General features: G+C 67.2%; 28 protein-coding genes. 9 read left to right on the forward strand and 19 right to left on the reverse strand.

Features of this window, described 5'->3' with window-relative positions; translation table 11 throughout:
* The first annotated feature begins 67 nt into the window (after nt 1–67).
* A complete protein-coding gene (locus tag JAN5088_RS03365) occupies nt 68–826 on the forward strand; it encodes an electron transfer flavoprotein subunit beta/FixA family protein (protein WP_055681402.1) in 759 nt (252 codons plus the stop codon).
* Nucleotides 826–1,752, forward strand: coding sequence for an electron transfer flavoprotein subunit alpha/FixB family protein (locus JAN5088_RS03370; RefSeq protein WP_055681403.1), 927 nt, complete (start codon nt 826–828; stop codon nt 1,750–1,752). The genes JAN5088_RS03365 and JAN5088_RS03370 overlap by 1 nt, the downstream gene beginning before the upstream one ends.
* Nucleotides 1,753–1,827: 75 nt before the next feature.
* Here the strand turns inward: JAN5088_RS03370 and JAN5088_RS03375 are convergent, their stop codons facing one another.
* The gene (locus tag JAN5088_RS03375) at nt 1,828–2,682 is read right to left on the reverse strand and encodes a DUF6473 family protein (protein WP_083427874.1); all 855 of its coding nucleotides are present in this window, start codon (nt 2,680–2,682) and stop codon (nt 1,828–1,830) included.
* Nucleotides 2,683–2,801: 119 nt separating this feature from the next.
* Between JAN5088_RS03375 and JAN5088_RS03380 the strand changes: the two genes are divergently transcribed.
* Nucleotides 2,802–3,680: a 3-hydroxybutyryl-CoA dehydrogenase gene (locus JAN5088_RS03380; protein WP_055681405.1), complete on the forward strand. Its 879-nt coding sequence runs from the start codon at nt 2,802–2,804 to the stop codon at nt 3,678–3,680.
* Nucleotides 3,681–3,695: 15 nt separating this feature from the next.
* Here JAN5088_RS03380 and JAN5088_RS03385 read toward each other — a convergent pair whose 3' ends face one another.
* The 6 genes from JAN5088_RS03385 to JAN5088_RS03410 form a co-directional block, all read right to left on the reverse strand.
* Nucleotides 3,696–3,965: an HPr family phosphocarrier protein gene (locus tag JAN5088_RS03385; RefSeq protein ID WP_055681406.1), complete on the reverse strand. Its 270-nt coding sequence runs from the start codon at nt 3,963–3,965 to the stop codon at nt 3,696–3,698.
* Between the two features lie 24 nt (nt 3,966–3,989).
* Nucleotides 3,990–4,382 (reverse strand): PTS sugar transporter subunit IIA, encoded by a 393-nt coding sequence (locus JAN5088_RS03390; protein ID WP_055681407.1) that lies wholly within the window; start codon nt 4,380–4,382, stop codon nt 3,990–3,992.
* Nucleotides 4,379–5,299 (reverse strand): RNase adapter RapZ, encoded by a 921-nt coding sequence (gene rapZ, locus JAN5088_RS03395; RefSeq protein WP_055681408.1) that lies wholly within the window; start codon nt 5,297–5,299, stop codon nt 4,379–4,381. Before rapZ ends, JAN5088_RS03390 begins: the two co-directional genes overlap by 4 nt.
* Nucleotides 5,300–5,388: 89 nt before the next feature.
* The gene (locus JAN5088_RS03400; protein ID WP_158448463.1) at nt 5,389–5,745 is read right to left on the reverse strand and encodes an HPr kinase/phosphorylase; all 357 of its coding nucleotides are present in this window, start codon (nt 5,743–5,745) and stop codon (nt 5,389–5,391) included.
* A 102-nt stretch (nt 5,746–5,847) separates the two neighbouring features.
* The gene (locus JAN5088_RS03405; protein ID WP_442354555.1) at nt 5,848–7,581 is read right to left on the reverse strand and encodes a sensor N-terminal transmembrane domain-containing protein; all 1,734 of its coding nucleotides are present in this window, start codon (nt 7,579–7,581) and stop codon (nt 5,848–5,850) included.
* Between the two features lie 29 nt (nt 7,582–7,610).
* Nucleotides 7,611–8,312 (reverse strand): response regulator transcription factor, encoded by a 702-nt coding sequence (locus JAN5088_RS03410; protein WP_055681410.1) that lies wholly within the window; start codon nt 8,310–8,312, stop codon nt 7,611–7,613.
* A gap of 291 nt (nt 8,313–8,603) precedes the next feature.
* On the opposite strand from JAN5088_RS03410, the gene JAN5088_RS03415 reads away from it, so the two are divergent.
* From JAN5088_RS03415 to JAN5088_RS03425, 3 genes are read left to right on the forward strand one after another with little or no spacing between them, the layout of a single operon-like run.
* Nucleotides 8,604–10,199, forward strand: a complete 1,596-nt coding sequence (locus JAN5088_RS03415) for a phosphoenolpyruvate carboxykinase (protein WP_055681411.1) — start codon at nt 8,604–8,606, stop codon at nt 10,197–10,199.
* Entirely contained in the window at nt 10,184–10,699 is a 516-nt protein-coding gene (locus tag JAN5088_RS03420; protein WP_055681412.1) for a DUF3859 domain-containing protein, read from the forward strand. Before JAN5088_RS03415 ends, JAN5088_RS03420 begins: the two co-directional genes overlap by 16 nt.
* A gap of 9 nt (nt 10,700–10,708) precedes the next feature.
* Nucleotides 10,709–11,224 carry a DUF3859 domain-containing protein gene (locus JAN5088_RS03425; protein WP_055681413.1) on the forward strand — a complete coding sequence of 172 codons (516 nt, stop codon included), beginning with the start codon at nt 10,709–10,711 and terminating at the stop codon, nt 11,222–11,224.
* Here the strand turns inward: JAN5088_RS03425 and JAN5088_RS03430 are convergent.
* Nucleotides 11,221–11,979 (reverse strand): sulfite exporter TauE/SafE family protein, encoded by a 759-nt coding sequence (locus JAN5088_RS03430; RefSeq protein WP_055681414.1) that lies wholly within the window; start codon nt 11,977–11,979, stop codon nt 11,221–11,223. The genes JAN5088_RS03425 and JAN5088_RS03430 overlap by 4 nt on opposite strands.
* A gap of 127 nt (nt 11,980–12,106) precedes the next feature.
* Here JAN5088_RS03430 and JAN5088_RS03435 point away from each other — a divergent pair, with 127 nt between their 5' ends.
* Nucleotides 12,107–13,801, forward strand: coding sequence for an acyl-CoA dehydrogenase family protein (locus JAN5088_RS03435; RefSeq protein ID WP_055681415.1), 1,695 nt, complete (start codon nt 12,107–12,109; stop codon nt 13,799–13,801).
* 39 nt (nt 13,802–13,840) lie between these two features.
* The gene (locus JAN5088_RS03440) at nt 13,841–14,239 is read left to right on the forward strand and encodes an META domain-containing protein (protein ID WP_055681416.1); all 399 of its coding nucleotides are present in this window, start codon (nt 13,841–13,843) and stop codon (nt 14,237–14,239) included.
* Here JAN5088_RS03440 and recO read toward each other — a convergent pair.
* The 11 genes from recO to folK form a co-directional block, all read right to left on the reverse strand.
* Entirely contained in the window at nt 14,236–14,958 is a 723-nt protein-coding gene (gene recO / locus JAN5088_RS03445; RefSeq protein WP_055681417.1) for a DNA repair protein RecO, read from the reverse strand. The two genes, JAN5088_RS03440 and recO, sit on opposite strands and share 4 nt — an antisense overlap.
* Nucleotides 14,958–15,287 carry a DUF1491 family protein gene (locus tag JAN5088_RS03450; protein WP_055681418.1) on the reverse strand — a complete coding sequence of 110 codons (330 nt, stop codon included), beginning with the start codon at nt 15,285–15,287 and terminating at the stop codon, nt 14,958–14,960. Before JAN5088_RS03450 ends, recO begins: the two co-directional genes overlap by 1 nt.
* Nucleotides 15,284–16,204, reverse strand: coding sequence for a GTPase Era (gene era / locus JAN5088_RS03455; protein ID WP_055681419.1), 921 nt, complete (start codon nt 16,202–16,204; stop codon nt 15,284–15,286). The genes JAN5088_RS03450 and era overlap by 4 nt, the downstream gene beginning before the upstream one ends.
* Nucleotides 16,197–16,880, reverse strand: a complete 684-nt coding sequence (gene rnc / locus JAN5088_RS03460; RefSeq protein ID WP_055681420.1) for a ribonuclease III — start codon at nt 16,878–16,880, stop codon at nt 16,197–16,199. Before rnc ends, era begins: the two co-directional genes overlap by 8 nt.
* On the reverse strand, nt 16,877–17,671 hold the full coding sequence (gene lepB / locus JAN5088_RS03465; RefSeq protein WP_055681421.1) for a signal peptidase I: 795 nt from the start codon (nt 17,669–17,671) through the stop codon (nt 16,877–16,879). The genes rnc and lepB overlap by 4 nt, the downstream gene beginning before the upstream one ends.
* Nucleotides 17,672–17,743: 72 nt before the next feature.
* The gene (acpS, locus tag JAN5088_RS03470; RefSeq protein WP_055681422.1) at nt 17,744–18,145 is read right to left on the reverse strand and encodes a holo-ACP synthase; all 402 of its coding nucleotides are present in this window, start codon (nt 18,143–18,145) and stop codon (nt 17,744–17,746) included.
* Nucleotides 18,146–18,161: 16 nt separating this feature from the next.
* Nucleotides 18,162–18,908, reverse strand: a complete 747-nt coding sequence (locus JAN5088_RS03475; protein WP_055681423.1) for a pyridoxine 5'-phosphate synthase — start codon at nt 18,906–18,908, stop codon at nt 18,162–18,164.
* Nucleotides 18,895–19,566 carry a DUF2062 domain-containing protein gene (locus JAN5088_RS03480; RefSeq protein ID WP_055681424.1) on the reverse strand — a complete coding sequence of 224 codons (672 nt, stop codon included), beginning with the start codon at nt 19,564–19,566 and terminating at the stop codon, nt 18,895–18,897. Before JAN5088_RS03480 ends, JAN5088_RS03475 begins: the two co-directional genes overlap by 14 nt.
* Before the next feature lie 15 nt (nt 19,567–19,581).
* Nucleotides 19,582–21,729, reverse strand: coding sequence for a RelA/SpoT family protein (locus JAN5088_RS03485; RefSeq protein WP_055681425.1), 2,148 nt, complete (start codon nt 21,727–21,729; stop codon nt 19,582–19,584).
* A 22-nt stretch (nt 21,730–21,751) separates the two neighbouring features.
* On the reverse strand, nt 21,752–22,105 hold the full coding sequence (rpoZ, locus tag JAN5088_RS03490; RefSeq protein WP_055681426.1) for a DNA-directed RNA polymerase subunit omega: 354 nt from the start codon (nt 22,103–22,105) through the stop codon (nt 21,752–21,754).
* A 35-nt stretch (nt 22,106–22,140) separates the two neighbouring features.
* Nucleotides 22,141–22,728 carry a 2-amino-4-hydroxy-6-hydroxymethyldihydropteridine diphosphokinase gene (gene folK, locus JAN5088_RS03495; RefSeq protein WP_055681427.1) on the reverse strand — a complete coding sequence of 196 codons (588 nt, stop codon included), beginning with the start codon at nt 22,726–22,728 and terminating at the stop codon, nt 22,141–22,143.
* A 116-nt stretch (nt 22,729–22,844) separates the two neighbouring features.
* Here folK and JAN5088_RS03500 point away from each other — a divergent pair, with 116 nt between their 5' ends.
* Nucleotides 22,845–23,447 (forward strand): LabA-like NYN domain-containing protein, encoded by a 603-nt coding sequence (locus tag JAN5088_RS03500; RefSeq protein ID WP_055681428.1) that lies wholly within the window; start codon nt 22,845–22,847, stop codon nt 23,445–23,447.
* Nucleotides 23,448–23,452: the final 5 nt, after the last annotated feature.

A 23,452-nucleotide genomic window follows, 5' to 3' on the forward strand; every position in this document is an offset into this window, starting at 1 on the left:
ATTCGGCCTGTCGCGGGCAAGCCCGATCCAGTAACAACACCTCAGCAAATCAGGGAGGAAATCCGAAATGAAAGTCCTCGTGCCCGTCAAGCGGGTCATCGATTACAACGTCAAGGTCCGCGTCAAGGCCGACGGATCGGGCGTCGATCTGGCCAACGTCAAGATGTCCATGAACCCGTTCGACGAAATCGCCGTCGAGGAAGCCATCCGCCTGAAGGAGGCCGGCAAGGCAGAGGAGGTCGTGGCCGTGTCGATCGGCGTCAAGCAGAGCCAGGAGACGCTGCGCACCGCCCTCGCCATGGGTGCGGACCGCGCCATCCTGATCGTGGCGACGGACGACGTGCACCAGGATATCGAGCCGCTGGCCGTGGCCAAGCTGCTCAAGGCGGTGATTGACGAAGAGAAGCCCGATCTGGTTCTCGCGGGAAAGCAGGCCATCGACAACGACATGAACGCAACCGGCCAGATGCTTTCGGCGCTGCTCGGCTGGTCGCAGGCGACTTTCGCCTCCGAAGTGTCGATCGAGGGGGATCATGCCGTCGTCACGCGTGAGGTCGATGGCGGCCTGCAGACGATCAAGGTCGCCATGCCCGCCATCGTGACGGTCGACCTGCGCCTGAACGAGCCGCGCTATGCATCGCTGCCCAACATCATGAAGGCCAAGAAGAAGCCGCTCGATGAAAAGACGCCCGCGGACTACGGCGTCGACGCCTCTGCGCGTCTCGAAATCGTCAAGACCGCCGAGCCCGAGGCGCGCAAGGCCGGCGAGATGGTGAAATCAGTCGATGAACTCGTGTCGAAACTCAAGGAAGCGGGGGCTGTCTGATGGCTGTTCTTCTGATTGGCGAAGTCACCAACGGTGAGCTGAACCTGGATGCGACCGGCAAGGCGCTGACGGCGGCGCGGCAACTGGGCGATGTCACGATCCTCTGCGCCGGTGCTTCTGCCGCCGATGCCGGGGCCGCCGCCGCGAAGCTTGAAGGCGTGACGAAGGTGCTCGTGGCTGAGGACCCATCGCTGGGCCATCGGCTCGCCGAACCGACCGCCGCGCTGGTCGTCGGGCTCGCGGGCGACTACAGCCACATCCTCGCGCCGTCGACGACGGACGCAAAGAACGTGATGCCGCGGATCGCCGCCCTTCTGGACGTGATGATCCTGTCCGACGTGACCGCCATCGTCGATGCCGACACGTTCGAGCGCCCGATCTATGCCGGAAACGCGGTGCAGACGGTTCGGACGGCGGACGCGACCAAGGTCCTGACGATCCGCACGTCCACATTCGATGTGACGGGCGAAGGCGGCGACGCCCCTGTCGAGACCATCGCAGCGGCCGAGAACCCTGGTCTGTCGGAGTGGATCGAGGACAAGGTGGCCGAGAGCGACCGTCCCGAACTCACCTCCGCCGGGATCGTGGTGTCGGGCGGACGCGGCGTCGGGTCGGAGGATGACTTCGCCATGATCGAGAAGCTGGCCGACAAGCTGGGCGCCGCCGTGGGTGCGTCCCGTGCGGCGGTCGACTCGGGCTATGCGCCGAACGATTGGCAGGTGGGCCAGACCGGCAAGGTCGTGGCACCCGACCTTTACATCGCGGTCGGCATCTCAGGGGCGATCCAGCACCTGGCCGGGATGAAGGATTCCAAGATCATCGTCGCCATCAACAAGGATGAGGAAGCACCCATCTTCCAGGTCGCCGATTACGGCCTCGTCGCCGACCTGTTCACGGCAGTGCCGGAACTGATCGAGAAGATCTGATCGCTGCATCTGCGGGTATCAAACGCGGCTCCGGAATACCGGGACCGCGTATTTCGTATCGGATCACGCCGGACCTCAGGCCGCCAACCCGCCCGACTTGCGAACCATCTTGGCGAGCGCTTCGGCCACATGGTCGTGGGCGGCCGGCGTCATCGCATGCAAGGCAACGGCGCGTTCCGTCTCTGGAAAGATCATCCGGTCCAGATGCGTCTCGCCCGTCAGGTCCGAGATGTCGCAGTGGACCACCTTGTCGATCAACCCTTCCAATTCCTGCAGCATGTCGACCGTCACGAAGGGCGGCTCCGAGCCGAGGCCGCGGTCCGTCCCATCCTCGATCCAGAGCATGATGCGCCGGCCCGGCACGCGCGACAGCAGCAGACGCATCCGCGCGACCCAGGCCACCGATAGCTCCTCGCGAAGGATGACGAAACGTTCCGGGCAGGTCTTCTGCAAGGTGATGAGCATGTGCCGCGTAAAGGTGAAGTCGCTGAAATCCACCTCGCGGTAGAGGCTGTTCATCAGGGCCGATTGCCGCAGAAACCGGTCGTTGCGCCGCGGATGCACCGTATAATAACGGTTCGACATGTTCTGGGCGCCCATCGCCTGAACCACGACGGCTTCGGCACCGGTGATGACGCGCATCAGGTCGTCGTCGAGGACGAAGGCGTCGACCCCCCCGTTCATCACTCCCAGATTGACCACCCGCCGCCCGGTTCGTTCGGCCAGCTGGTCCGTGAGTGGATCCTCGACGTACTTGCCATAGATCTCGGACCCGCCAACGACGACGGTATATGGTCGGTCGAGCGACACGCGCGGGCCGCGGAACACCGTCCGCGACGCCCCGTATCGACACGGATAGTAATCCAGCCCTGTCTTCCGCCCTTCGAAACTCATGTCCGGCCCGCCCGATTCGTCTATCTCCAGCGACACTCGCAGCCTTGGCTTACCGAAGGGTTGACCCCTGCATTCGCGGTGAATTGTCCCGATGCACGCGCCTTGCCCCGCCCCGCGCCCCTGCTATGGTCGCCTCGCACAGGCAGGAGAGCGGCATGGACATCGGCAGCATCGGCATCGTGGGCGCAGGTCAGATGGGCAACGGCATTGCCCATGTCTGCGCGCTCGCCGGATATGACGTGGTGCTTACCGACGTAAGCGACGATGCGCTGCAAAAGGCCGTCGCCCTGATCGAGAGCAACCTCGATCGACAGGTCAGCCGCGACAAGGTCTCGCAGGCCGATCGCGACGGCGCGCTGGACCGCATCCGCACCACCATGACGCTGACCGACCTCGGCGCCTGCGACCTCATCATCGAGGCCGCGACCGAGCGTGAGGACGTCAAACACGCGATCTTCAAGGAGTTGCTTCCGTCCCTGCGCCCCGAGACGATCCTGACCTCCAACACCTCGTCCATCTCGATCACGCGACTGGCCAGCCGGACCGACCGTCCCGAAAAATTCATGGGCTTCCATTTCATGAATCCGGTCCCCGTCATGCAACTGGTCGAACTGATCCGCGGCATCGCCACGGACGAGGCCACCTATCGGGCCTGCCAGACGGTCGTCGAACGGCTGGAGAAGCAGGCGGCAACGGCCGAGGATTTTCCCGCCTTCATCGTCAACAGGATCCTGATGCCGATGATAAACGAGGCGGTCTATGTGCTCTACGAAGGCGTGGGCACCGTGACATCGATCGACACCTCGTTGAAGCTGGGCGCGAACCATCCCATGGGCCCGCTGGAACTGGCGGATTTCATCGGGCTCGATACCTGCCTTGCCATCATGAACGTGCTGCATGACGGGCTGGCCGACACGAAATACCGCCCCTGCCCCCTCCTGACGAAATACGTCGAGGCGGGATGGCTGGGGCGCAAGACGCAGCGCGGCTTCTACGACTATCGCGGCGAAGGCGACCCCGTCCCGACACGTTGACCGGGCCGCGGCCCGCTACATCCCTTCGCCGAAGAAATCTCCGATCAGGTCGGCCAGCGCCTGCATCAGCGGCTCCGCCTCCGGGCCGGTCGTCTCGACGTCGATCTTCGTCCCCCGAGCGGCCGCGAGCATCAGAAGGCCCATGATGGAATCGCCCGCCGCCTGCAGGCCGTCGCGGCGCACGGTCGCCGCGGCATCGAACCGTTCGACCGTTTCCGCAAATTTGGCCGACGCCCGTGCGTGCAGCCCTTTTTCGTTCACGATTTCAAGCGTGCGCGTCGCCATGACACCCCCAGAACTGCACTGCGATCAGACCGATGGCCCCGGCGCGATGTCCATGTAGCGCGTCCCCGCCTCCTTCGCCAAGGCCAGCGCCTCGTGCAGCGGTTTTTCGCGGCTGCGTGCCAGCTTGATCAAGGCGGGCAGGTTGGCACCGTAGAAGATCATGCGATCCGACGTGGTACAGGCGCCCATGGACAGGTTCGAGGGCGACCCGCCGAAGATGTCGGTCACGATCACGACGCCATCGCCCACGTCGACTGCGTCCGCCGCTTCCCTGATCTCGGAGGCCTTGCCGGGCCGGTCGCAGGCTGCCGCGACCGATATGGCGCACAGCCCGTCCTGCGGGCCGATCACATGCTCGACGGCCCGACGATATTCTTCCGCCAGCCCCCCATGGGCGACGATGACGATGCCGATCATGCCGCGCCTTCCCCGTGGCCCGTTCCCCCCGGGCCTGCAGAAATCGGCACTGCGTCGCGCCGATCGATTTCCCGATGACGAATAGACACCTGCCAGCCCTGTTCGGCAAGGGCGGCAGCCAGCATTTCGGTGACGGCCACCGACCTGTGGCGGCCGCCGGTGCAGCCGAAACCGATGGCCAGATGCGCGCGCCCCTCCTCGCGGTAGGCCGGAAGCAGCGATGTGACCAGGCCCTGCATCCGGGCGTAGAAATCCGGGAAGCGGGGGTCGGCGGTCACATGATCGCGCACTGCCGGGTCCCGCCCCGTCCCGCCGCGCAATGCCGGCACCCAATGGGGGTTCGCCAGAAACCGGACGTCGAAAACCATGTCCAGCCCGCGCGGCACGCCGCGCTTGTAGCTGAAGGACTGGACCGAGACCGCAAGGCGCCGCGCATCGCCGCCGAACCAGTGCAGGACTTCGTCCTTCAGGTCGTGGACCGTCAAAGCCGTGGTGTCGATGACCACGTCGGCCTGGTCCGCAACGGGGCCGATGATCGACAACTCGCGGTCGATGCCGGTCTCGGTATCCTCCACGGGTGCGAGCGGATGGCGGCGCCGTGTCTCCGAAAAGCGCGCGAGGAGGGTGTCACGGTCACAATCCAGATAGAGCAGACGCGCCGTCTGCGCCGGGTCCGCGCGGAGCCGGGCGACGAGCGACAGCAGGGCATCCACGCTGAAGTCGCGGTTCCGGATATCGACACCCAAAGCCAGCGGCCGGTCGACCCCGGCCTCGAGCAGGCGCGCGGTCAGCGACAGCGGCAGGTTGTCGATCACCTCATAGCCCGCATCCTCCAGCACGCGGATAGCCGTCGTCCGCCCGGCGCCCGAGGGGCCGGTCACGAGGATGAGGTCGATGGGATCCGCGGTCTGCGTCATGGAAAGGTCGTCCTAACGCGTGCGATATATGCCGAAGCCGTGGCTTTTATAGGGCGCCGAGCTGCCGGTCGCTGAAAGGTGATGCAAGGTCATCGCCCGCGCAGCCACAGCATCGCCTTAGGTGCCAGGTCGGGCGCGGGCGGGTGACGCAGCAACGGCAGCACGTGACCGGCCAGGTCCAGATGCTCCGCCTCCGGCAGCCGTCCGGTTCCGGGACCAAGGAACAGGACAGCGGCGAGGGGGGTGGGAACGGCCGTGTCGACCCGTACGATTCCCAAGCCGCGCAACTCCATCTCCGGCGCGGAGCCTTCGGGACGCATGGCCAGGATTTCCCCGCCCCGCCCGTCGAGCAGGGTCAGGTCATCGGAAATCAGCGTGGCCCCGAGGCAGATCATCTGCGCCGCCACCCCGGATTTCCCCGACCCGGACGCGCCGAGCAACAGCAAGCCCTTGCCTCCCACGGCGATCGACGTGCCATGAATACAGAAACGTCCGTCACCGGTGGGCGACGGACGGGGGAGGTCGGGGAGCGGGTCCATGGCCTGCCGTCAGACCGGCAGACCGACCACGAAGCGCGCCCCGAGCGGTTCGGAGGTGATGTCGGCATCGGTGGGGCGGATGTTCTCCGCCCAGATGACCCCGCCGTGCGCCTCGACGATCTGCTTCGATATGGCGAGGCCGAGGCCGGAGTGGTTGCCGAACTGCTTTTCGGGCCGTTCCGAGTAGAAGCGGTTGAAGACCTTGGTCAGGGCGGCCTCGGGGATGCCTGGGCCGGTATCCTCGACCACCACGAGAACGCGATTGTCGCGCCGCCGCATCCAGACGCGGACGGCATCGCCATCCTCGCAGAAGGACAGGGCGTTCGTGATCAGGTTGACGAAGACCTGCGCCAGCCGCGCCTCCAGCCCCATGGTGACGATGGGCTCCTTCGGCAGGTCGGTGATGAATTCGATGTCCTCCGCTTCCGCCTGCTGTCCGTGATAGACGGCAAGATTGGAGATCATCTTGACCAGATCGAACGGCTCCTCTTCCTCCTTCACGAGCTCCGAGTCGAGCCGGGACGCGTTGGAGATGTCGGAGACCAGCCGGTCCAGGCGCCGTACGTCATGCTCGATCACCTCAAGAAGGCGGCCGCGCTGCTCGTCGTTCTTGGCGAGGCGCATGGTGCCCACTGCCGACCGGAGCGAGGCGAGGGGATTCTTGATCTCATGCGCGACGTCTGCGGCGAACTGCTCGTTGGAGTCGATGCGGTCGTACAACGCCGCGACCATCCCCCTGAGGGCGCCCGACAGGCGCCCGATTTCGTCGGGGCGCGCCGTCAGATCCGGAATTCGGATGCGCTGCGGCGACATCTTGCGCGCATGCCTGTCGCGGCCGAGCTCGGCCGCCGCCGACAGGTCGGACAAGGGGTTGGCGATCGTGGATGCGAGGACGAGGCTTAACCCGATCGATACCAGAAGGGCGATGACGAACATCTGCAGAAGCTGCTCGCGTTCGGCCCGGACCAGTGCGTCGATCTCGCCCGCGCGCGTGGTCACCGTGATCGTGCCGATGGGAGCGGCGGCGGTCGCGATGGGCGTGGCCACGGTGAATAGCCGTCCGTCCTCGCCGTTGTAGCCCCGGATCGCGGTGCCACCGGGGGCGGTTTCCGCGATGAGGGCCTGTGCCATGTCGAGCGGATTGGGCGAGGCACCCTGTGTCCGATGGAAGACGGCCGACAGAACCTCCCAGATGCCGTTCAGCGCCGCGGTGATGATGGTCGTCTTGCCACCGCTTTCCGCCAGACCGTCCACTTCGAGGATGGAAGCGTTGCCGATGGCCTTGGCGACCAGCGCGCCGTACGTATCGAAGACATGCACTTCGACGCCCTGCGGCAACTCGATCCCTTCCAGCAGGGTGGGAACGTCCACGCCGTCACCCGCGCCCAGCGATACCGGCAGACCCTGCGGCAGCGACGCCTGGAACACGTCGGCGATCAGACGCGCCTCCGTCACGAGACCACGCTCGCGCTGGACCAGCAGGCTGTCGCGCGACGGGTTCATGAACATCACCCCGGCCACCAGCATCAGGATGGCAAGCAGGTTGAACAGGATGATCTTCCGCGCCAGCGGCGAACGGTCGAGGGAGAACAAGCCGCGTCGGGCGCGTACGTCGCCCAACTCGGTCTCCGCAACGCTCGCGGGCCGTTCCCAATCCTCGCCCAGCAGGACCTCGCCGTCGCGGATCTCACCGGCTTTGCGACCGAACCTGCGCCGCCTGGGCGCATCGGGCGCCATGTCCATCTCGGTCACGGAAGCCATTCCAGCGCGGCCTATTCTTCGTTGTAGCGGTAACCGATGCCGTAGAGTGTCTCGATTGCCGAAAAGTCCGGGTCCGCCGAACGCATCTTCTTGCGCAGACGCTTGATGTGGCTGTCGATCGTGCGGTCGTCGACATAGACCTGATCGTCATAGGCCACGTCCATCAGCTGGTCGCGCGACTTGACGAAGCCGGGGCGTTGCGCAAGCGCCTGCAACAGCAGGAACTCGGTCACGGTCAGGGTGACGTCGCGACCCTTCCATTTCACCGCATGGCGCAGCGGGTCCATGGAGAGCTCGCCCCGCTGCATGATCTGCGTGTCCTCGGGGGCTTCCGTCTCGTCGGAGGCGATGGCCTCCTGCCGCCGCAGGATGGCGCGAATACGCTCCACCAGAAGGCGCTGGCTGAAGGGCTTGCGCACGTAGTCGTCGGCGCCCATCCGCAAACCCAGCACCTCGTCGATCTCATCGTCCTTCGACGTGAGGAAGATCACCGGAACCGACGACTTCTGGCGGACGCGCTGCAGCAGGTCCATTCCGTCCATGCGCGGCATCTTGATGTCGAAGACGCCGAGGTCGGGCATCTGCTTTGAAAAGGCGTCCAGGGCGCTTTGACCATCGTTGTAGATTTCGACCTCGAAGCCTTCGGCCTCCAAAGTCATGGAAACGGACGTCAGGATGTTCCTGTCGTCGTCGACGAGCGCGATCCGCGACATGTCAATATCCTTGTGGTTGCCTGTTATACTGTCGTTTTTTCGACAACGTCTCCGAGAAAGGGCCCCAAGATCAACACAATTCGCGATCCGGGTGATTCGCCTCTCCGACTGTGACCTCCATGCAATTAAGGGAGGGTTAAGGCCATGTCGCGTTTTCGCCACATGATTGCGCTAGCGGAACGGCATGGTGGCGCTAACTGCCCCTGCCGCGCGGAGGCACCGGATGGTAGCCTGCGCGCGGGGGACGACGCCGGCACGGCGTTCGGGATCCCGCAGACAGGAGCCAGACCCATGACCCATCGCGTGAACCCCGAGCACACGCTCGAAGCCCAAGGCATCACCGGATTGGGTCGGGTGTACTACAACCTGACGGAACCGGCGATCATCCAGGAGGCCCTGACCCGCGGCGAGGGCACGCTGGGCCAGGGCGGCGCGCTTCTGGTGACGACGGGCAAATTCACCGGCCGGTCGCCCAAGGACAAGCACGTTGTCCGGTCCGCCGCGACCGAACACACGATCTGGTGGGACAACAACGCCCCCATGACGCCGGAGGCCTACGGCCGGCTCCGCTCCGACATGCTGGCGCACATGAAGGGGCGCGACTATTTCGTGCAGGACCTGTTCGGCGGCGCCGACCCGGCGCACCGGCTGGACGTGCGGGTCGTCACCGAACTCGCCTGGCACAGCCTGTTCATCCGCCACATGCTGCGGCGCCCGGATGCGGACGAACTGGCGCATTTCGTGCCCGAATACACGGTCATCAACTGCCCCACCTTCAAGGCCGACCCCCAACGGCACGGCTGCCGCTCCGACGTGGTCATCGCGCTGAACCTCGACGCGGGCGAGATCCTGATCGGCGGCACCGAATACGCGGGCGAGAACAAGAAATCCGTCTTCACCCTCCTCAACTACATCCTGCCGGACAAAGGCGTCATGCCGATGCATTGCTCGGCCAACCACGCCCTCGGCCGGCCCACCGACGCGGCAGTGTTCTTCGGCCTGTCGGGCACGGGCAAGACCACGCTCTCGGCCTCGCCGGACCGCACGCTGATCGGCGACGACGAACACGGCTGGTCGGACCGGGGCATCTTCAACTTCGAGGGCGGCTGCTACGCAAAGACCATCAACCTCTCGGCCGAGGCCGAGCCCGAGATCCACGCGACCACCACCCGCTTCGCCACGGTGATCGAGAACATGGTCTTCGACCCCGACACGCTGGAACTCGACTTCACCGACGACAGCATCACGGCCAACATGCGCGCGGCCTATCCGCTCGAGTACATCTCGAACGCCAGTCCCTCCGCGCTTGGCGGGCATCCGAAGAACGTGGTGATGCTGACCTGCGACGCCTTCGGGGTGCTGCCGCCCATCGCACGGCTGACGCCGGCGCAGGCGATGTATCACTTCCTGTCGGGCTTCACCTCCAAGGTGGCCGGCACCGAGCGCGGCGTGACCGAGCCCGAACCCACCTTCTCGACCTGCTTCGGCGCGCCCTTCATGCCCCGCCGGCCGGAGGTCTACGGCAACCTCCTGCGCGACAAGATCGCGCGGCACGGGTCCGACTGCTGGCTCGTCAACACCGGCTGGACCGGCGGCGCCCACGGGACCGGCAGCCGCATGCCGATCAAGGCGACGCGCAACCTGCTGTCGGCGGCCCTCGGCGGGTCGCTGTCGCGGGGCGAGTTCCGCCGCGATCCGAACTTCGGCTTCGACGTTCCTGTCCATTGCGAAGGGGTGGCCGACCTCCTCCTCGATCCGCGCCGCACCTGGGCGGACAAGGACGCATACGACGCCCAGGCGCGCCGCCTGGTGGACATGTTCGCCGACAACTTCCAGAGGTACGTCGATCACATCGACGAGGACGTGAAGGCTTGCGCCATCGGCTGACATTCGCGGGGTTTCTCGCCCTGCTCGCCTGCGCGACCCCCGTGGCCGCGCAGGTCCGGCTGGTCGAGGCGGGCATCGTCTGCCCGGCCGCCGAGGAAGGCCAACTCATCGCGGCCCCCGGCACCCTCGCCGGCTTCATCCGCAGAATCGACGACATGGGCTTCGACATGCCGGGCCGCGTCGTGCCCGCGGTGTCGGGCGTCGCCTTCGGCATCCGGACCGAACTCAAGGGCGACGGGCCGCTCGACGTGCGCATGGTCACGCGCCACCCGCCGATGGGCGCCGACGGCATGACGGAACAGGTTCACGAGGTGACGCTTCTACCGAATGTGTCGAACCTGCGCGTCTATCGTTTCGACTTCGGCTATGAGATGGTTCCCGGTGCGTGGACCCTTGCGGTTGAGGCGGGGGGCGCCACCCTGCTGTCAGTGGATTTCGAGGTCACCGATGCGCCAGATCCGCGCCTTGCCGACATCTGCGGCCATCTTCTGCAAAGCTGAAGGAACTCCATGATCCTGAGCCGCGCCTTTCTGTCGCTCCTTCTGCTGTCGCCCGTTCCGGCGGCGGCCCAGGTCCGGCTGGTCGGCGCGGGGATCGTCTGCCCGCGCGAATCCCGCGGCGAACTGGTTCCCGCGCCCGGGACGGAAGCGGGTCACATCCGCCGGATCGAGGAGGGGCTGATCTTCGACCTGCCCGACCGGATCGTCCCCACGATGGACGACCTGAGCTTCGGCTTCCGCACGGCGCTGAAGCCCGGCACGCCCACCCAGACCGTGACCGTGGTCGTGACCCATCCCCCCATGGGGCCGCGCGGCGTGGAACGGGAAGAATGGACCGACGTGATCGAGCCGGGCACCCAGAGCCTCAACCTTTTCACCTTCGAAGAAGACTACGAGAAGGTCCCCGGACCCTGGACGTTCGCCATCGAACTGGACGGCGTGCCCCTGGTCGAGGTGCCTTTCGAGGTGACCGAGGCCGACGGACGCGGCCGCATCGAGCAGGTCTGCTTCCAGTTCCTGAGCTAACCCATGAGCCCCTTGCGGATCAGGTTCACCCCGGCCACCACCAAAACGATCAGCGTGGCCCGACGGAACACCGCCGCGTCCATCCTGTCCTGAAGCCGGAAACCGATGACCATGCCGGCCAGCGCCGCCGGCAACAACCCCGCCGAAAACCAGACCGTCTCCTGGTTCAGGATGCCCGACCGCAGATGCGCGAGGAAAAGGACGATGGACCCGGCGCCATAGATCACCCCCTGTACCACCATCTGCCGCGATTTCGGCGTGTCGATCGCCATGAGATACAGCACCGTCGTCGGGCCCCAGGTCCCGGCCAGACCGCCGAGGGCGCCCGAAACAAGGCCGATCCCCCATTCCGCTGCGGACCGGCGGGACGGCGGGACATGCAGGCGAAAGCCGCTCAGTTGCAGAAGCGACAGGCCCACCACCGGCACGCCGAGGATCAGATAGAAGGCATCGCGCGGGATCGTGGTGACCAGTTGCGCGGTGAGGAAGATCGACGCCATCACGATCGCCAGGTACCGCCAATGCAGCCGAGCGGCCTGGATGGCCGCGATCCGCCCCTGCCGGAACACCTGCACCCCGTTCGACACCAGCACCGAGACAAGGATACCGGCCAGCGCCAGCCGGGGGTCGAGAAAGCTCGACAGCCCCGATATCATGATGAGCGGCAGCGCGAACCCGATGGCGCCCTTGACCACCCCCGCGAACAGCGAGATGCCCAGTGCAAGGGCCCAGGCAGTTGGGGTCAGGCTTTCCATCGCAACTGGATAGGCTTCGTCGACGGCAGCCGCTAGCCCTGAGCAAAAGTCATAATATTGGCTTGAACACCCCCTCCTGCGGAATTAAGTTTCGCTGCAACTGCAAAATGAACGGACAGGAGCCCCCATGCCCCATGACGGCCAGACCATGCCCGACGACCGCGGCGCCGAGGCTCTCCTCCTGCCCGACCTTCTGGACCTGACGGCGCAAGCCTCGAGCACGCTCGACGCGTTTCTCGACCGGGCAAGGGCCTCCGTCGCGTCCCGCGTGACCGCGAACGGCCGCCTCGATCCCGACCTGATGGAGCGGGAACAGGCCGCGACCCACGGGCTCGCCTGGCTGGCCACCTATGCGCAGGCCCTGCGCCAGATGCAGGCCTGGGCCGAACGCCTGACGGATGCCGGCACCTTCGGCGAGATCGAGGCGCTGATCCACCAGATCGCCTTCGGCGAATACCTCTGGCAGGTCTACGGCGGCCTGCCGATGTCGCAGGGCGAAATCCTGCGCCCCCAGGACATGGGCCTGACGCAGGACGACCAGCGCGATCTGATGGCGCCTGCCGTGATGACGCTCTGCGATCGGGGCAACACCCCCGAGGCCCGCGCGCGGCTGGTCGAGCTGATGCGCGACCGGACGGCCAATGCCACCTTCGGCGCCACCGGCCTCGACGATGAACTCGAAATGATCCGCGACCAGTTCCGCCGCTGGTCCGACGACAAGGTCGCGCCCCACGCCCACGGCTGGCACCTGCGCGACGAGTTGATCCCGATGGCGGTCATCGACGAGATGGCCGAACTGGGCGTCTTCGGCCTGACCATCCCGGAGGAATACGGCGGCCTCGGGCTGCCAAAGGCGGCCATGTGCGTCGTCTCCGAAGAACTGTCGCGCGGCTATATCGGCGTGGGCTCCCTCGGCACACGGTCCGAAATCGCGGCCGAATTGATCCTGGGCGGCGGCACCGACGAGCAGAAGGCGAAATGGCTGCCCCGCCTCGCCTCGGGCGAAACGCTGCCCACCGCCGTCTTCACCGAACCCAACACGGGCTCCGACCTCGGCTCGCTCCGCACGCGGGCGCTGCCCGACGGCGACGATTGGCGCGTGACCGGCAACAAGACCTGGATCACCCATGCCGCGCGGACGCATATGATGACGCTGCTCGCCCGGACCGATCCTGACACGTCGAACTACGCCGGCCTGTCGATGTTCCTTGCCGAAAAGACGCCGGGCACGGACGCTGACCCCTTCCCGACCGACGGCATGACCGGGGGCGAGATCGAGGTGCTGGGCTACCGCGGCATGAAGGAATACGAACTCGCCTTCGACGGTTTCCACGTCGCGGGCGAGAACCTTCTGGGCGGCGTGACGGGTCAGGGCTTCAAGCAGTTGATGCAGACCTTCGAGTCGGCCCGCATCCAGACCGCCGCCCGCGCCATCGGCGTGGCGCAGGCCGCGCTCGACGCCGCGCTGGCCTATGCCGAGACGCGGCAGCAGTTCGGCAAGCCGCTGATCGCCTTCCCCCGCGTCTCCGACAAGCTCGCCATGATGGCGGTAGAGATCATGGTGACGCGGCAGCTCACCTATTTCTCGGCCGCCGAAAAGGACGACGGCCGCCGGTGCGACCTGGAGGCCGGGATGGCCAAGCTCCTCGGCGCCCGCACTGCCTGGGCCGCCGCCGACAACGGGCTGCAGATCCACGGCGGCAACGGCTTCGCGCTGGAATACCCGATCAGCCGCCTTCTCTGCGACGCTCGCATCCTGAACATCTTCGAGGGCGCGGCCGAGATCCAGGCCCAGGTCATCGCCCGCCGCCTGCTCGGCTGACCCCTTCCGCCCGGCGCCGGGACGGGGCAGAAGCGTGCCATGAAACGCGCGCTTCTCCTCCTGTCGCTGCTCGCAGCCTGTCGGGGCGACGAGACCATATCGGGCTATGCCGACCCGGCAACCGTCTGGCGCCTGACCGAACTCGACGGCGCGCCTTTCGATGCGCGCGCCACCCTGACGTTTCCCGCGCGGGGCAAGGTCGCGGGTCAGGCGCCCTGCAACACCTTCACGGCCGCGCAGGGCGTCCCGCTGCCCTGGATCGAAATCCGCGACATCGCGTCGACGCGCATGGCCTGTCCCGACCTCGCGCAGGAAATCCGTTTCCTCGACGCCCTCCGCGCCATGACCCTCGCCGAAGTGGTGGGCGATGTGCTGATCCTCGGCACCGACGAGGGGCATGCGATGGTGTTCCGCGCCGAACCGCGCGCCCCGCGCTAGACCTCCGCCCGCAGCGCCGCCAACAGCCGTTCCCGCGCCGGCGGCACGGGCCTGTCGCCGAAGGACGGCGCGACCTTCTGCTTCAGGAAGAACCCGGTCAGCTCCAGCGCCGCCACCACGCCGGCAATCGACGGCGCCCCCCCGACCAGCATCTCCGGCAGCGGCAGAAGGCGTGCGGCCCAGTCGCCTGCGCCCGACCGGCTGACCGCGCGGCCCGTACGTGGGCTGACGAAGGCCAAATCGTTCGCCCCACCCGACACCGCGCAGGCCGACAGGTCCAGCCGGAAGCCCGCGATGGCCAGCAGTTCCACCTCCCAGCCGACGTAGTCGGTAAGCCATCCCTCACCGTCCACGATGGCGTCGCACAGCGTCTCGGTCCGCGCCTGGAACGCCCCCATCGTCTCCCGCTCCGGCAGGACGAAGGAGCAGAGCGCGCAGACCGAGGTGAGCGCGGACAACCGCAGTGCGTCCGACAGGACCGCCGCCGCGCGGGAGCGTTTCAACTCCACCGACCAGCCGCCCATGTGGCTCTCCAGCCGTGCGCGCCAAGCGGCGTCGAGCTGGTTTCCGGGCTGCAGCATCGGCGCCTTGCGCCGGGACGTGCCGCCATGGACGATGCCCAGGTGGCGCCCGTGCTCGCGGGTGAACAATTCCAGGATGACCGAGGTTTCGCCATGCGGCCGCGCGGCGAGGACGATGCCTTCGTCGCGCCATTCCATCAGGCCAGCCCCTCCTGATCCAGCAGATGCCGCCCCTGCCTGTCCTCGACCTCCAGCACCCAGAGGTCGGGATCGAAGCCCCGTTGCCGGACGATGGCCGCGTCGCACTCGGCCTCCGCCCCTTCGGTCAGCACGACCCAGGCGCGCTCTCCGGTCATCAGATCGAAGCTGCGCTGGAACACCCGCGCCTGCCCGTCGAGCGTGTTGAGCTTGACCAGAACCGCGCCCCCCGTGTCGTCGCCGTGGCGCACCACGAAGCAGGGAATGTCATGCAACTCCAGCCGCTTGCGATAGGCCGAGACCCAGAAGGACGCCGTCAGCCTGCTCAAGAACCGCCATCCTTGAAGTCGAGCCCCATGGCATCGAACCGCTCCGCCTCCTCCAGCCAGTCGGGGCGGACCACGACGCGCAGGAACAGATGGACGCGGTGCCCGAGGAAGGCCTCCATCTCCTGCCGGGCGGCCTGCCCCACGGCCTTCGCCGTCTCGCCCTTGCGGCCCAGCACGATGCCCTTGTGTCCGTCGCGGATGACATAGATCACCTGGTCGATGCGGACCGAGCCGTCAGCGCGATCCTCCCATTTCTCGGTCTCGACCGTCATCTGATAGGGCAGCTCCTGATGCAGCCGCAGGGTCAGCTTCTCGCGCGTGATCTCGGCCGCGATCTGGCGCAATGGCAGGTCCGCGATCTGGTCCTCGGGGTATAGCCAAGGCCCCTCCGGCACCCGTGCGGCCAGATCGGCGCGCAGGTCGTCGACGCCGTGCCCCCGCTCCGCCGAAATCAGGAAGGTCGCATCGAAGGGGAACCGCGCGTTCATCTTCTCGGTCAACTTCAGCAGCACCTCGGCCCGCACCCGGTCGATCTTGTTGATGGCCAAGAGCACGGGCTGCCCCTCCACCCGCCGGTCCTCCAGCGCGCTCAGGATGGCCTCGACCCCCTCGGACAACCCCCGGTGCGCCTCGATCAGCAGGACGACGACATCCGCATCCGCCGCTCCGGTCCAGGCGGCGGCCACCATCGCCCGGTCCAGCCGCCGCTTCGGCCGGAACAGACCCGGCGTATCGACGAAGACCAGTTGCGACGCGCCTTCCATCGCCACGCCCCGAATGCGCGCCCGCGTCGTCTGAACCTTGTGCGTCACGATCGACACCTTCGCCCCCACCATCCGGTTGAGCAGCGTCGATTTGCCCGCGTTCGGCTCTCCGATCAGGGCGACGAACCCCGCGCGTGTCACTTCGTCAGCCATCGCCTACCTCCGTCAGCAGGGCCCGCGCCGCCGCCTGTTCCGCCGCACGCTTCGACGTAGCCTCGCCACCCGCGGTCCGGCCGTCCTCCAGCCGCGCGGTGATGACGAACATCGGCGCATGGTCCGGCCCCGTCCGCCCCGTCACCTCATAGACCGGCGGCTGCATTCCCCGCGCCTGTGCCCATTCCTGCAACGTCGTCTTCGGGTCGCGGGCATCGGCCTCGACCGTACGGATGCGGTCGCCCCAAAGCCGCAGGATCATCTCACGCGCGGCCTCCAGCCCTGCGTCCAGATAGACGGCGGCGATCAAGGCCTCCATCGCGTCGCCCAGCAGCGCCATCTTGCGCCGCCCGCCCGTCACCTGCTCCGACTTGCCGAGCTTCAGCACCGACCCGATGTCGACGGCGCGGGCCACGTCGGCGCAGGTCTCCTTGCGGACCAGGGCATTGTAGCGCGGCGCAAGCTGCCCCTCGACGGCGGCGCGGTCGCCCTCCATCAGGACCTGCGCGATCACCAGCCCCAACACACGGTCGCCCAGGAACTCCAGCCGCTGGTTGTCGGGCCGCGTGTCCGACGAGATCGAGCTGTGCGTCATCGCCCGCACCAGAAGGTCGGGCCGGGCGAAACGGTGCCCGATCCGGTGCTCGAACTCGGCCAGGTCACGCGACAGCTTCACACGATCTTCTCGAAGAAACGGTCCATCCGCCAGGTCCAGAAATACAGCATCCGGCTCCCGGCGGAGGAGAAGACCACCCGGTCCGCGCGGCCGATCAGGTTCTCGAAGGGTACGAAGCCCACGCCGCCGATGGAGCGCGGAAAGCGGCTGTCGCGGGAATTGTCGCGGTTGTCACCCATGAAGAAATACTGCCCCTCGGGCACGGTGAAGGCCGGCGTGTCATCCACGCTCGTCGTCTCGATGTTCAGGATGTGGTGGGGCTCGTCGGTGCCGGGCAACGTCTCCTCGAACCGCTCCTTCACGCAGCGTCCGCCCAGACCCACGGTCCCCGCATCGTTGGCGCAGCGCGGCGTCAGGCGCTGCGGGCCCTGCGGTTCGTTCACCTCGACGAAATCCTCGATCGGCTCGACCTTGGCGGCCACCCCGTTGATGTGGACGACCCCGTCCTTCATCTGCACCGTGTCGCCCGGCAGGCCGACCAGGCGCTTGATGAAGTCGGTGCCGTTGACGGGGTGGCGGAACACGATCACGTCGCCACGCTCGGGCTGCGAGCCGAAGATGCGACCCGAGATCGGGCACAGGGAGAACGGGCAGGAATGGCGCGAATAGCCATAGGCCATCTTGTTGACGAACAGGAAATCGCCGATCAGCAGCGTGTCCTTCATCGACCCCGACGGAATCCAGAACGGCTGGAAGAACAGCGTGCGGAAGATGCCCGCGATGAGCAGCGCCCAGAAGACGGTCTTCACCGTCTCGAACAACCCGTCCTTCTTTTCGGCCTTCGACGCCATGCTATCCGTCCTCGCTAGATGTGGGTTCCCCTGCCCCCTGCCCCGGCGGCTGTCAACCGGCGGGTGGGCAGGTCAGGCGAAGGGCCGCGCCTCGATCACGACATAGGCATGGGCCCAGGGGTGATCGTCGGTCAGCGACACGTGGATGATGGCCTCGTGGCCCTCGGGCGTCATCCGTGCCAGCCGCTCCTCGGCCCAGCCGGTGACGGTCATCACGGGCTGGCCGGTGTGCAGGTTGGCTACCGCCATGTCCTTCCAGGCGATCCCCATGCGAAGCCCGGTGCCCAACGCCTTGGAACAGGCTTCCTTGGCCGCCCACCGCTTGGCATAGGTCGCGGCCTCGCCCTGTCGGCTCGCGGCCCTGCGCTGCTCGCGCTCGGTGAAGACGCGGTTGCGGAAGCGGTCGCCGAACCGGTCGAGAACGCCCTGCACCCGCTCGATGTTGGCCAGGTCCGTGCCGATCCCCAGGATCACGCCGCGGGCCCGCCACTCATGCAAGGCCCCGCGCCGCGTCCATCAGCCGCCGCATCTCGGCCATGGCGTCGGGCAGGCCGCGGAACACCGCCTCGCCGATCAGGAAATGCCCGATGTTCAGCTCGACCGCCTGCGGGATGGCGGCCAGCGGCCCCACGCTGTCGTAGGTGATGCCGTGGCCCAGATGCACCTCCAGCCCCAGTCCGTCGGCCAGCGCCGCCGCGACCTTCAGGCGCGACAGCTCCTCCTCGGCGACGGCGCCCCGCCCCTCGGCCACCGCGTCGCAATATCGCCCGGTGTGCAACTCGACCACCGCCGCGCCCACCGTCGCCGCCGCCTCGACCTGCAGCGGATCGGGCGCCACGAACAGCGACACGCGCGCGCCCATCCGAGCCAGCGGCGCGATGTAGTCGGCCAGCCGCACCGCGTCGCCCGCCACGTCCAGCCCGCCCTCGGTCGTCCGCTCCTCGCGCCGCTCGGGCACCAGGCAGACGGCATGGGGCCGGACCTCGGTGGCGATGCGCGCCATCTCGGTCGTCGCGGCCATCTCGAAGTTCAGCGGGATGGCCACTGCCTTGCGGATGGCGGCCATGTCCGCGTCGCGGATATGGCGGCGATCCTCGCGCAGGTGGGCGGTGATGCCGTCGGCGCCCGTCGCCTCGGCCATCCGGGCGGCGCGGACGGGGTCGGGGTTGTCGCCGCCCCGCGCGTTGCGGATCGTGGCGACGTGGTCGATGTTGATGCCCAGCCTAAGCCTGTCCATGTCCCTGCTCCTTCGCCCTCGTCTCCGCCGCCCGTTCTGCGGCCTTGCGCCGGATGTCGTCCAGCTTCTTCTTCAGTACCCTGCGCCGCCGCTTCTGATACGCCTCGATCAGCGGCAGGCAGAGCGTATAGGCCGCCATGCCCGTGACGATGCCGGGAAAGATGCCGCCGACGAGCCACGGCAGGAACACGTCGTTCCAGAAGATCGCCGTCGCCGTCCAGTCAACGGGCGCACCCGAAAGGCTGTTCCAGCTGTTCCAGAACAGGTCCTTGCCCGCCCGCAGGAACTTGCCGAAGATGTTCTCGTCCACCGCGCCGCGCATTTCGGTACCCAGCATCCAGTGGCCGAGGTTCAGCGACACGACCGCGATGGGCACATAAGTCAGCGGATTGCCGAAGAACGTGCCCAGCAGCGCCGCCATCACATTGCCGCGCAGCACGAAGGCGAGCCCGGCGGCGACGAAGAAATGCAGCCCGTAGAAGGGTGTGAAGGTCGTGAACACGCCCGCCAGGATGCCGCGACTGATCTTGCGGGGGGTGTCGGGCAGGCGCCGCAGCCGGTGCTTGACATAGACGGCGGCGCGGCCCCAGCCGCCCTTGGGCCAGACCGCCTGATAGGCCATCTGCCAGAAGGGCAACCTGTCGCGCCGCTTGAACATCGCGCCCCTTCCCGGTCAGGCCGTGCGCGCCACGGGCGGCGCGTGGCCCTCCCCGCCGTCGCGGTGACGCAGGATCTGCGCGACGTCGTCGTCGGCATCGACCGTCATGACCAGCCCGTGCAGGTGATCGCTGTCGCGAACGTCCACGTCGATCAGCACGCGGAAGAAGTCGGGCTTGCGGTCGATGAACCGCAGGTCCGAGATATTGGCGTTCTGCTCCGCGATCAGGGTGCAGATGCGCCCCAGCACCCCCGGCGCGTTCGAGATCGTCAGGTCCAGCGTCACCGCGTTGCGGGCCGCGTGATGGCCCGGCGTCCAGCGCAGGTCGATCCAGCGGTCGGTCTGGTCCTCGAATTCGGCCAGGCGGGGGCAATCGATGGCGTGGACGACGACCCCGTGGCCGCGGTTGGTGATGCCCAGGATCCGCTCGCCCGGCACCGGCTGGCAACAGGGCGCGCGGTCGTAGTGCGCCTTGGGGTCCAGCCCCACGATGGCCCGCTCGGGCGACACGTCGGGCGCGGGCGGTGCCTGCGCGATTTCGGGATAGAGCGTGGCAACTACCACCCGCGCGCTGATCTCCGACGCGCCGATGGCCGCCAGCAGATCCTCGTCCGTCTCGTAGCCAAGGGCCTTGGCCGCCGTCTCCAGCGCCTTGTCGGTCGCCCGCTTGCCCATCTGCGCGAAGGCCGCGCGCGCCAGTTCCCGCCCCAGACGCCCATGGCCCAGCCGCCGTTCCGCCTTCAGCGCGCGGCGGATGGCGGACTTGGCGCGTCCCGTGGTGGCGATGTCGATCCAGCTCGCCTGCGGCGTCTGCGCCTCGGCGGTGACGATATCGACCGACTGCCCGTTCCGCAGCCGCGTCCACAGCGGCACGCGCATCCCGTCGACCTTGGCGGCCACGGTCCGGTGCCCGATCCGGGTGTGGATGGCATAGGCGAAATCGATGGGCGTCGCCCCCTTGGGCAGCTTGATCACGTCGCCCTTGGGCGTGAAGCAGAACACCTGGTCGGTGTACATCTCGAGCTTCACCGCCTCCAGGAATTCGGCGTGGTCCGCGGCCTCGTCGAAGCGTTCGGTCATCGACCGCAGCCATTCCGCCGGGTCGACGGCAAAGCGGTTCTCGGCCCGCACCCCGTCGCGATACGACCAATGCGCGGCGACGCCACGCTCCGCGACCTCATGCATCTCGCGCGTGCGGATCTGCACCTCGACGCGCTTTCCGTCGCGCCCCGACACCGTGGTGTGGATCGACCGGTATCCGTTCGACTTGGGCTGGCTGATGTAGTCCTTGAACCGCCCCGGCACCGACCGCCAGCGCTGGTGGATCACCCCCAGCGCGCGATAGCAGTCGGCCTCCGTCTCGACGATGATGCGGAACCCGTAGATGTCTGACAGGCGGGAGAACCCGATCTCCTTCTCCTCCATCTTGCGCCAGATGCTGAAGGGGCGCTTGGCGCGGCCCACGACGCTCGCCTCGATCCCGGCCTTCTCCAGCTCGATCTCGATATCGTCGGTGATGCGCCGGATGACGTCGCCCGACTCGCGTTGCAGCGTGACGAAGCGGCGCAGGATGGAGTTGCGCGCCTCGGGGTTCAGCACCGCGAAGGCCAGGTCCTCCAGCTCCTCCCGCATCCACTGCATCCCCATGCGCCCGGCCAGCGGCGCATAGATCTCCATCGTCTCATGCGCCTTCTGCGCCTGCTTGTGCGGCACCATGTGGCGGATGGTCCGCATGTTGTGCAGCCGGTCCGTCAGCTTGACCAGGATGACCCGCAGGTCCTTGGACATCGCCATGAACAGCTTGCGGAAGTTCTCGGCCTGCTTCGTCTCGGAGGAGGTGAGTTCCAGGTTGGTCAGCTTGGTGACGCCGTCCACCATCTCGGCGATCTCATGGCCGAAGCGGCGCTCGATCTCGGCATAGGTGGACCGCGTGTCCTCGATCGTGTCGTGCAGCAGCGCGGTCACGATGGTCGCATCGTCCAGCCGCTGCTCGGTCAGCAGGCCGGCGACCTCGACCGGATGACTGAAATACGATTCGCCCGACCGGCGCACCTGCCCCTCGTGCATCTCGGCACCGTAGGCATAGGCGTCGCGGATCAGGTCGGCGTCTGTTCGGGGATTGTAGGCGCGCACCAGCGCGATCAGGTCCTCGACCTCGATCATGTCGGGCGCGCCTTTCCTCGGATCAGGGCTGGCCTTGCGCCTCCATCAGCGCACGCAGCAGTTTTTCCTCCGACATGTCGTCCTGCGTCGGCATGTCCTTCTCGACGCCCATAAGCAGGGCCATCGAGTCCTCCTCCGGCTCGTCCACCTCGATCTGGGTCTGGTTCGACTCGATCAGGCGTTCGCGCAGGGCCTCGGCCGACTGCGTCTCCTCCGCGATCTCGCGCAGGGCGACGACGGGGTTCTTGTCGTTGTCGCGGTCGACGGTCACCGGGCTGCCGGTCGCGATCTCACGCGCGCGGTGCGCGGCGAGCATCACCAGCTCGAACCGGTTGGGAACCTTGTCGACGCAATCTTCGACTGTCACGCGGGCCATGAGTCGCACCTCTGTCAGGGGTCGGAGAGGCGTATCTACGCGCGCGTTTTTCCATTGACAACCCCGTGTTTGCCCCGAACGGGAACGCAGCCCCTGCGCGCCGCGACCGGCAGGGCCCGCGCCATCGCCCGGACCGTCCGCCCGGTCAGCGGATGCCGCCAGTCCGGCGCGACCTCGACCAGCGGCAGCAGGACGAAGGCCCGGTCCTGCATCCTCGGGTGCGGAAGGACCAATCCCTCCGGCGCGATGCGCGCCTGCGCTGCCGGCGCCAGATCCATCCAGTTCCGCACCAATGCCACGTCGGGCCGGACCAGCCCCCCCGACGCCAGCAGGTCGAGGTCCAGCACCCGTGCGCCCCACCGTGCCCGTCGCACGCGCCCCGCCCGCGCCTCGATCCCGTGCAGCGCCTCCAGCAATGCGCTCGGCGCCATCGGGCACCACAAGACCACGGCCGCGTTGGCGAAATCCGGTCCCGCGCCGGGTGGCCAGGCCGGCGTGCGCCAGATCCGCGACCTCCGCACGACGCGTCCCGGCAACTCGGCACAGGCGCGCGTCAGCCGACGGGCATTCGCCGCGAAGGACACGCCCGAATTCGCGCCCAGCGCGACGAGGTGTAGCGTCATTGCGGGCCCGGATATTGTTGCGCCATGATGAATTCCATATATGTGTCATTTGCCAAGCAGAAGCCGCCCGTGATCCTGCCTCTCGCGGAGCGCGCCGGTCCAAGGGAATTTGACATATGTTCTATCGCGACGAGCGTCTTGCGCTCTTTATCGACGGCGCCAACCTCTACGCCGCCGCCCGCGCCCTGTCGTTTGACATCGACTACAAGCTGCTGCGTCAGGAGTTCGTCCGGCGCGGCAAGTTGCTGCGTGCGTTCTATTACACCGCCCTTCTCGACACCGAGGAATATTCGCCCATCCGGCCGCTGGTGGATTGGCTGCAGTACAACGGCTTCACCATGGTCACGAAGCCCGCGAGGGAGTTCACCGACAGTCAGGGCCGCCGCAAGATCAAGGGCAACATGGACATCGACCTCGCGGTTCACGCGATGGAGACCGCCGCCCACGTCGATCACATCGTGCTGTTCACCGGTGACGGCGACTATCGCCCGCTCGTCGAGGCGTTGCAGCGTCAGGGCGTGCGCGTCTCGGTCTGCTCGACCATCCGCAGCCAGCCGCCGATGATCGCCGACGACCTGCGCCGCCAGGCCGACAACTTCATCGAACTGGACGAATTGCGCGACGTCATCGGCCGCCCGCCCCGCGAACGCAACGAGGACCGCACCGGCTATACCGTGCCGCCGTCGTCCGTCGACCAGGGCGCGCCCTCGCGCGACTGACCCGC

Origin of the sequence: Jannaschia rubra, assembly GCF_001403735.1 — a bacterium.
GTDB lineage: Bacteria > Pseudomonadota > Alphaproteobacteria > Rhodobacterales > Rhodobacteraceae > Jannaschia > Jannaschia rubra.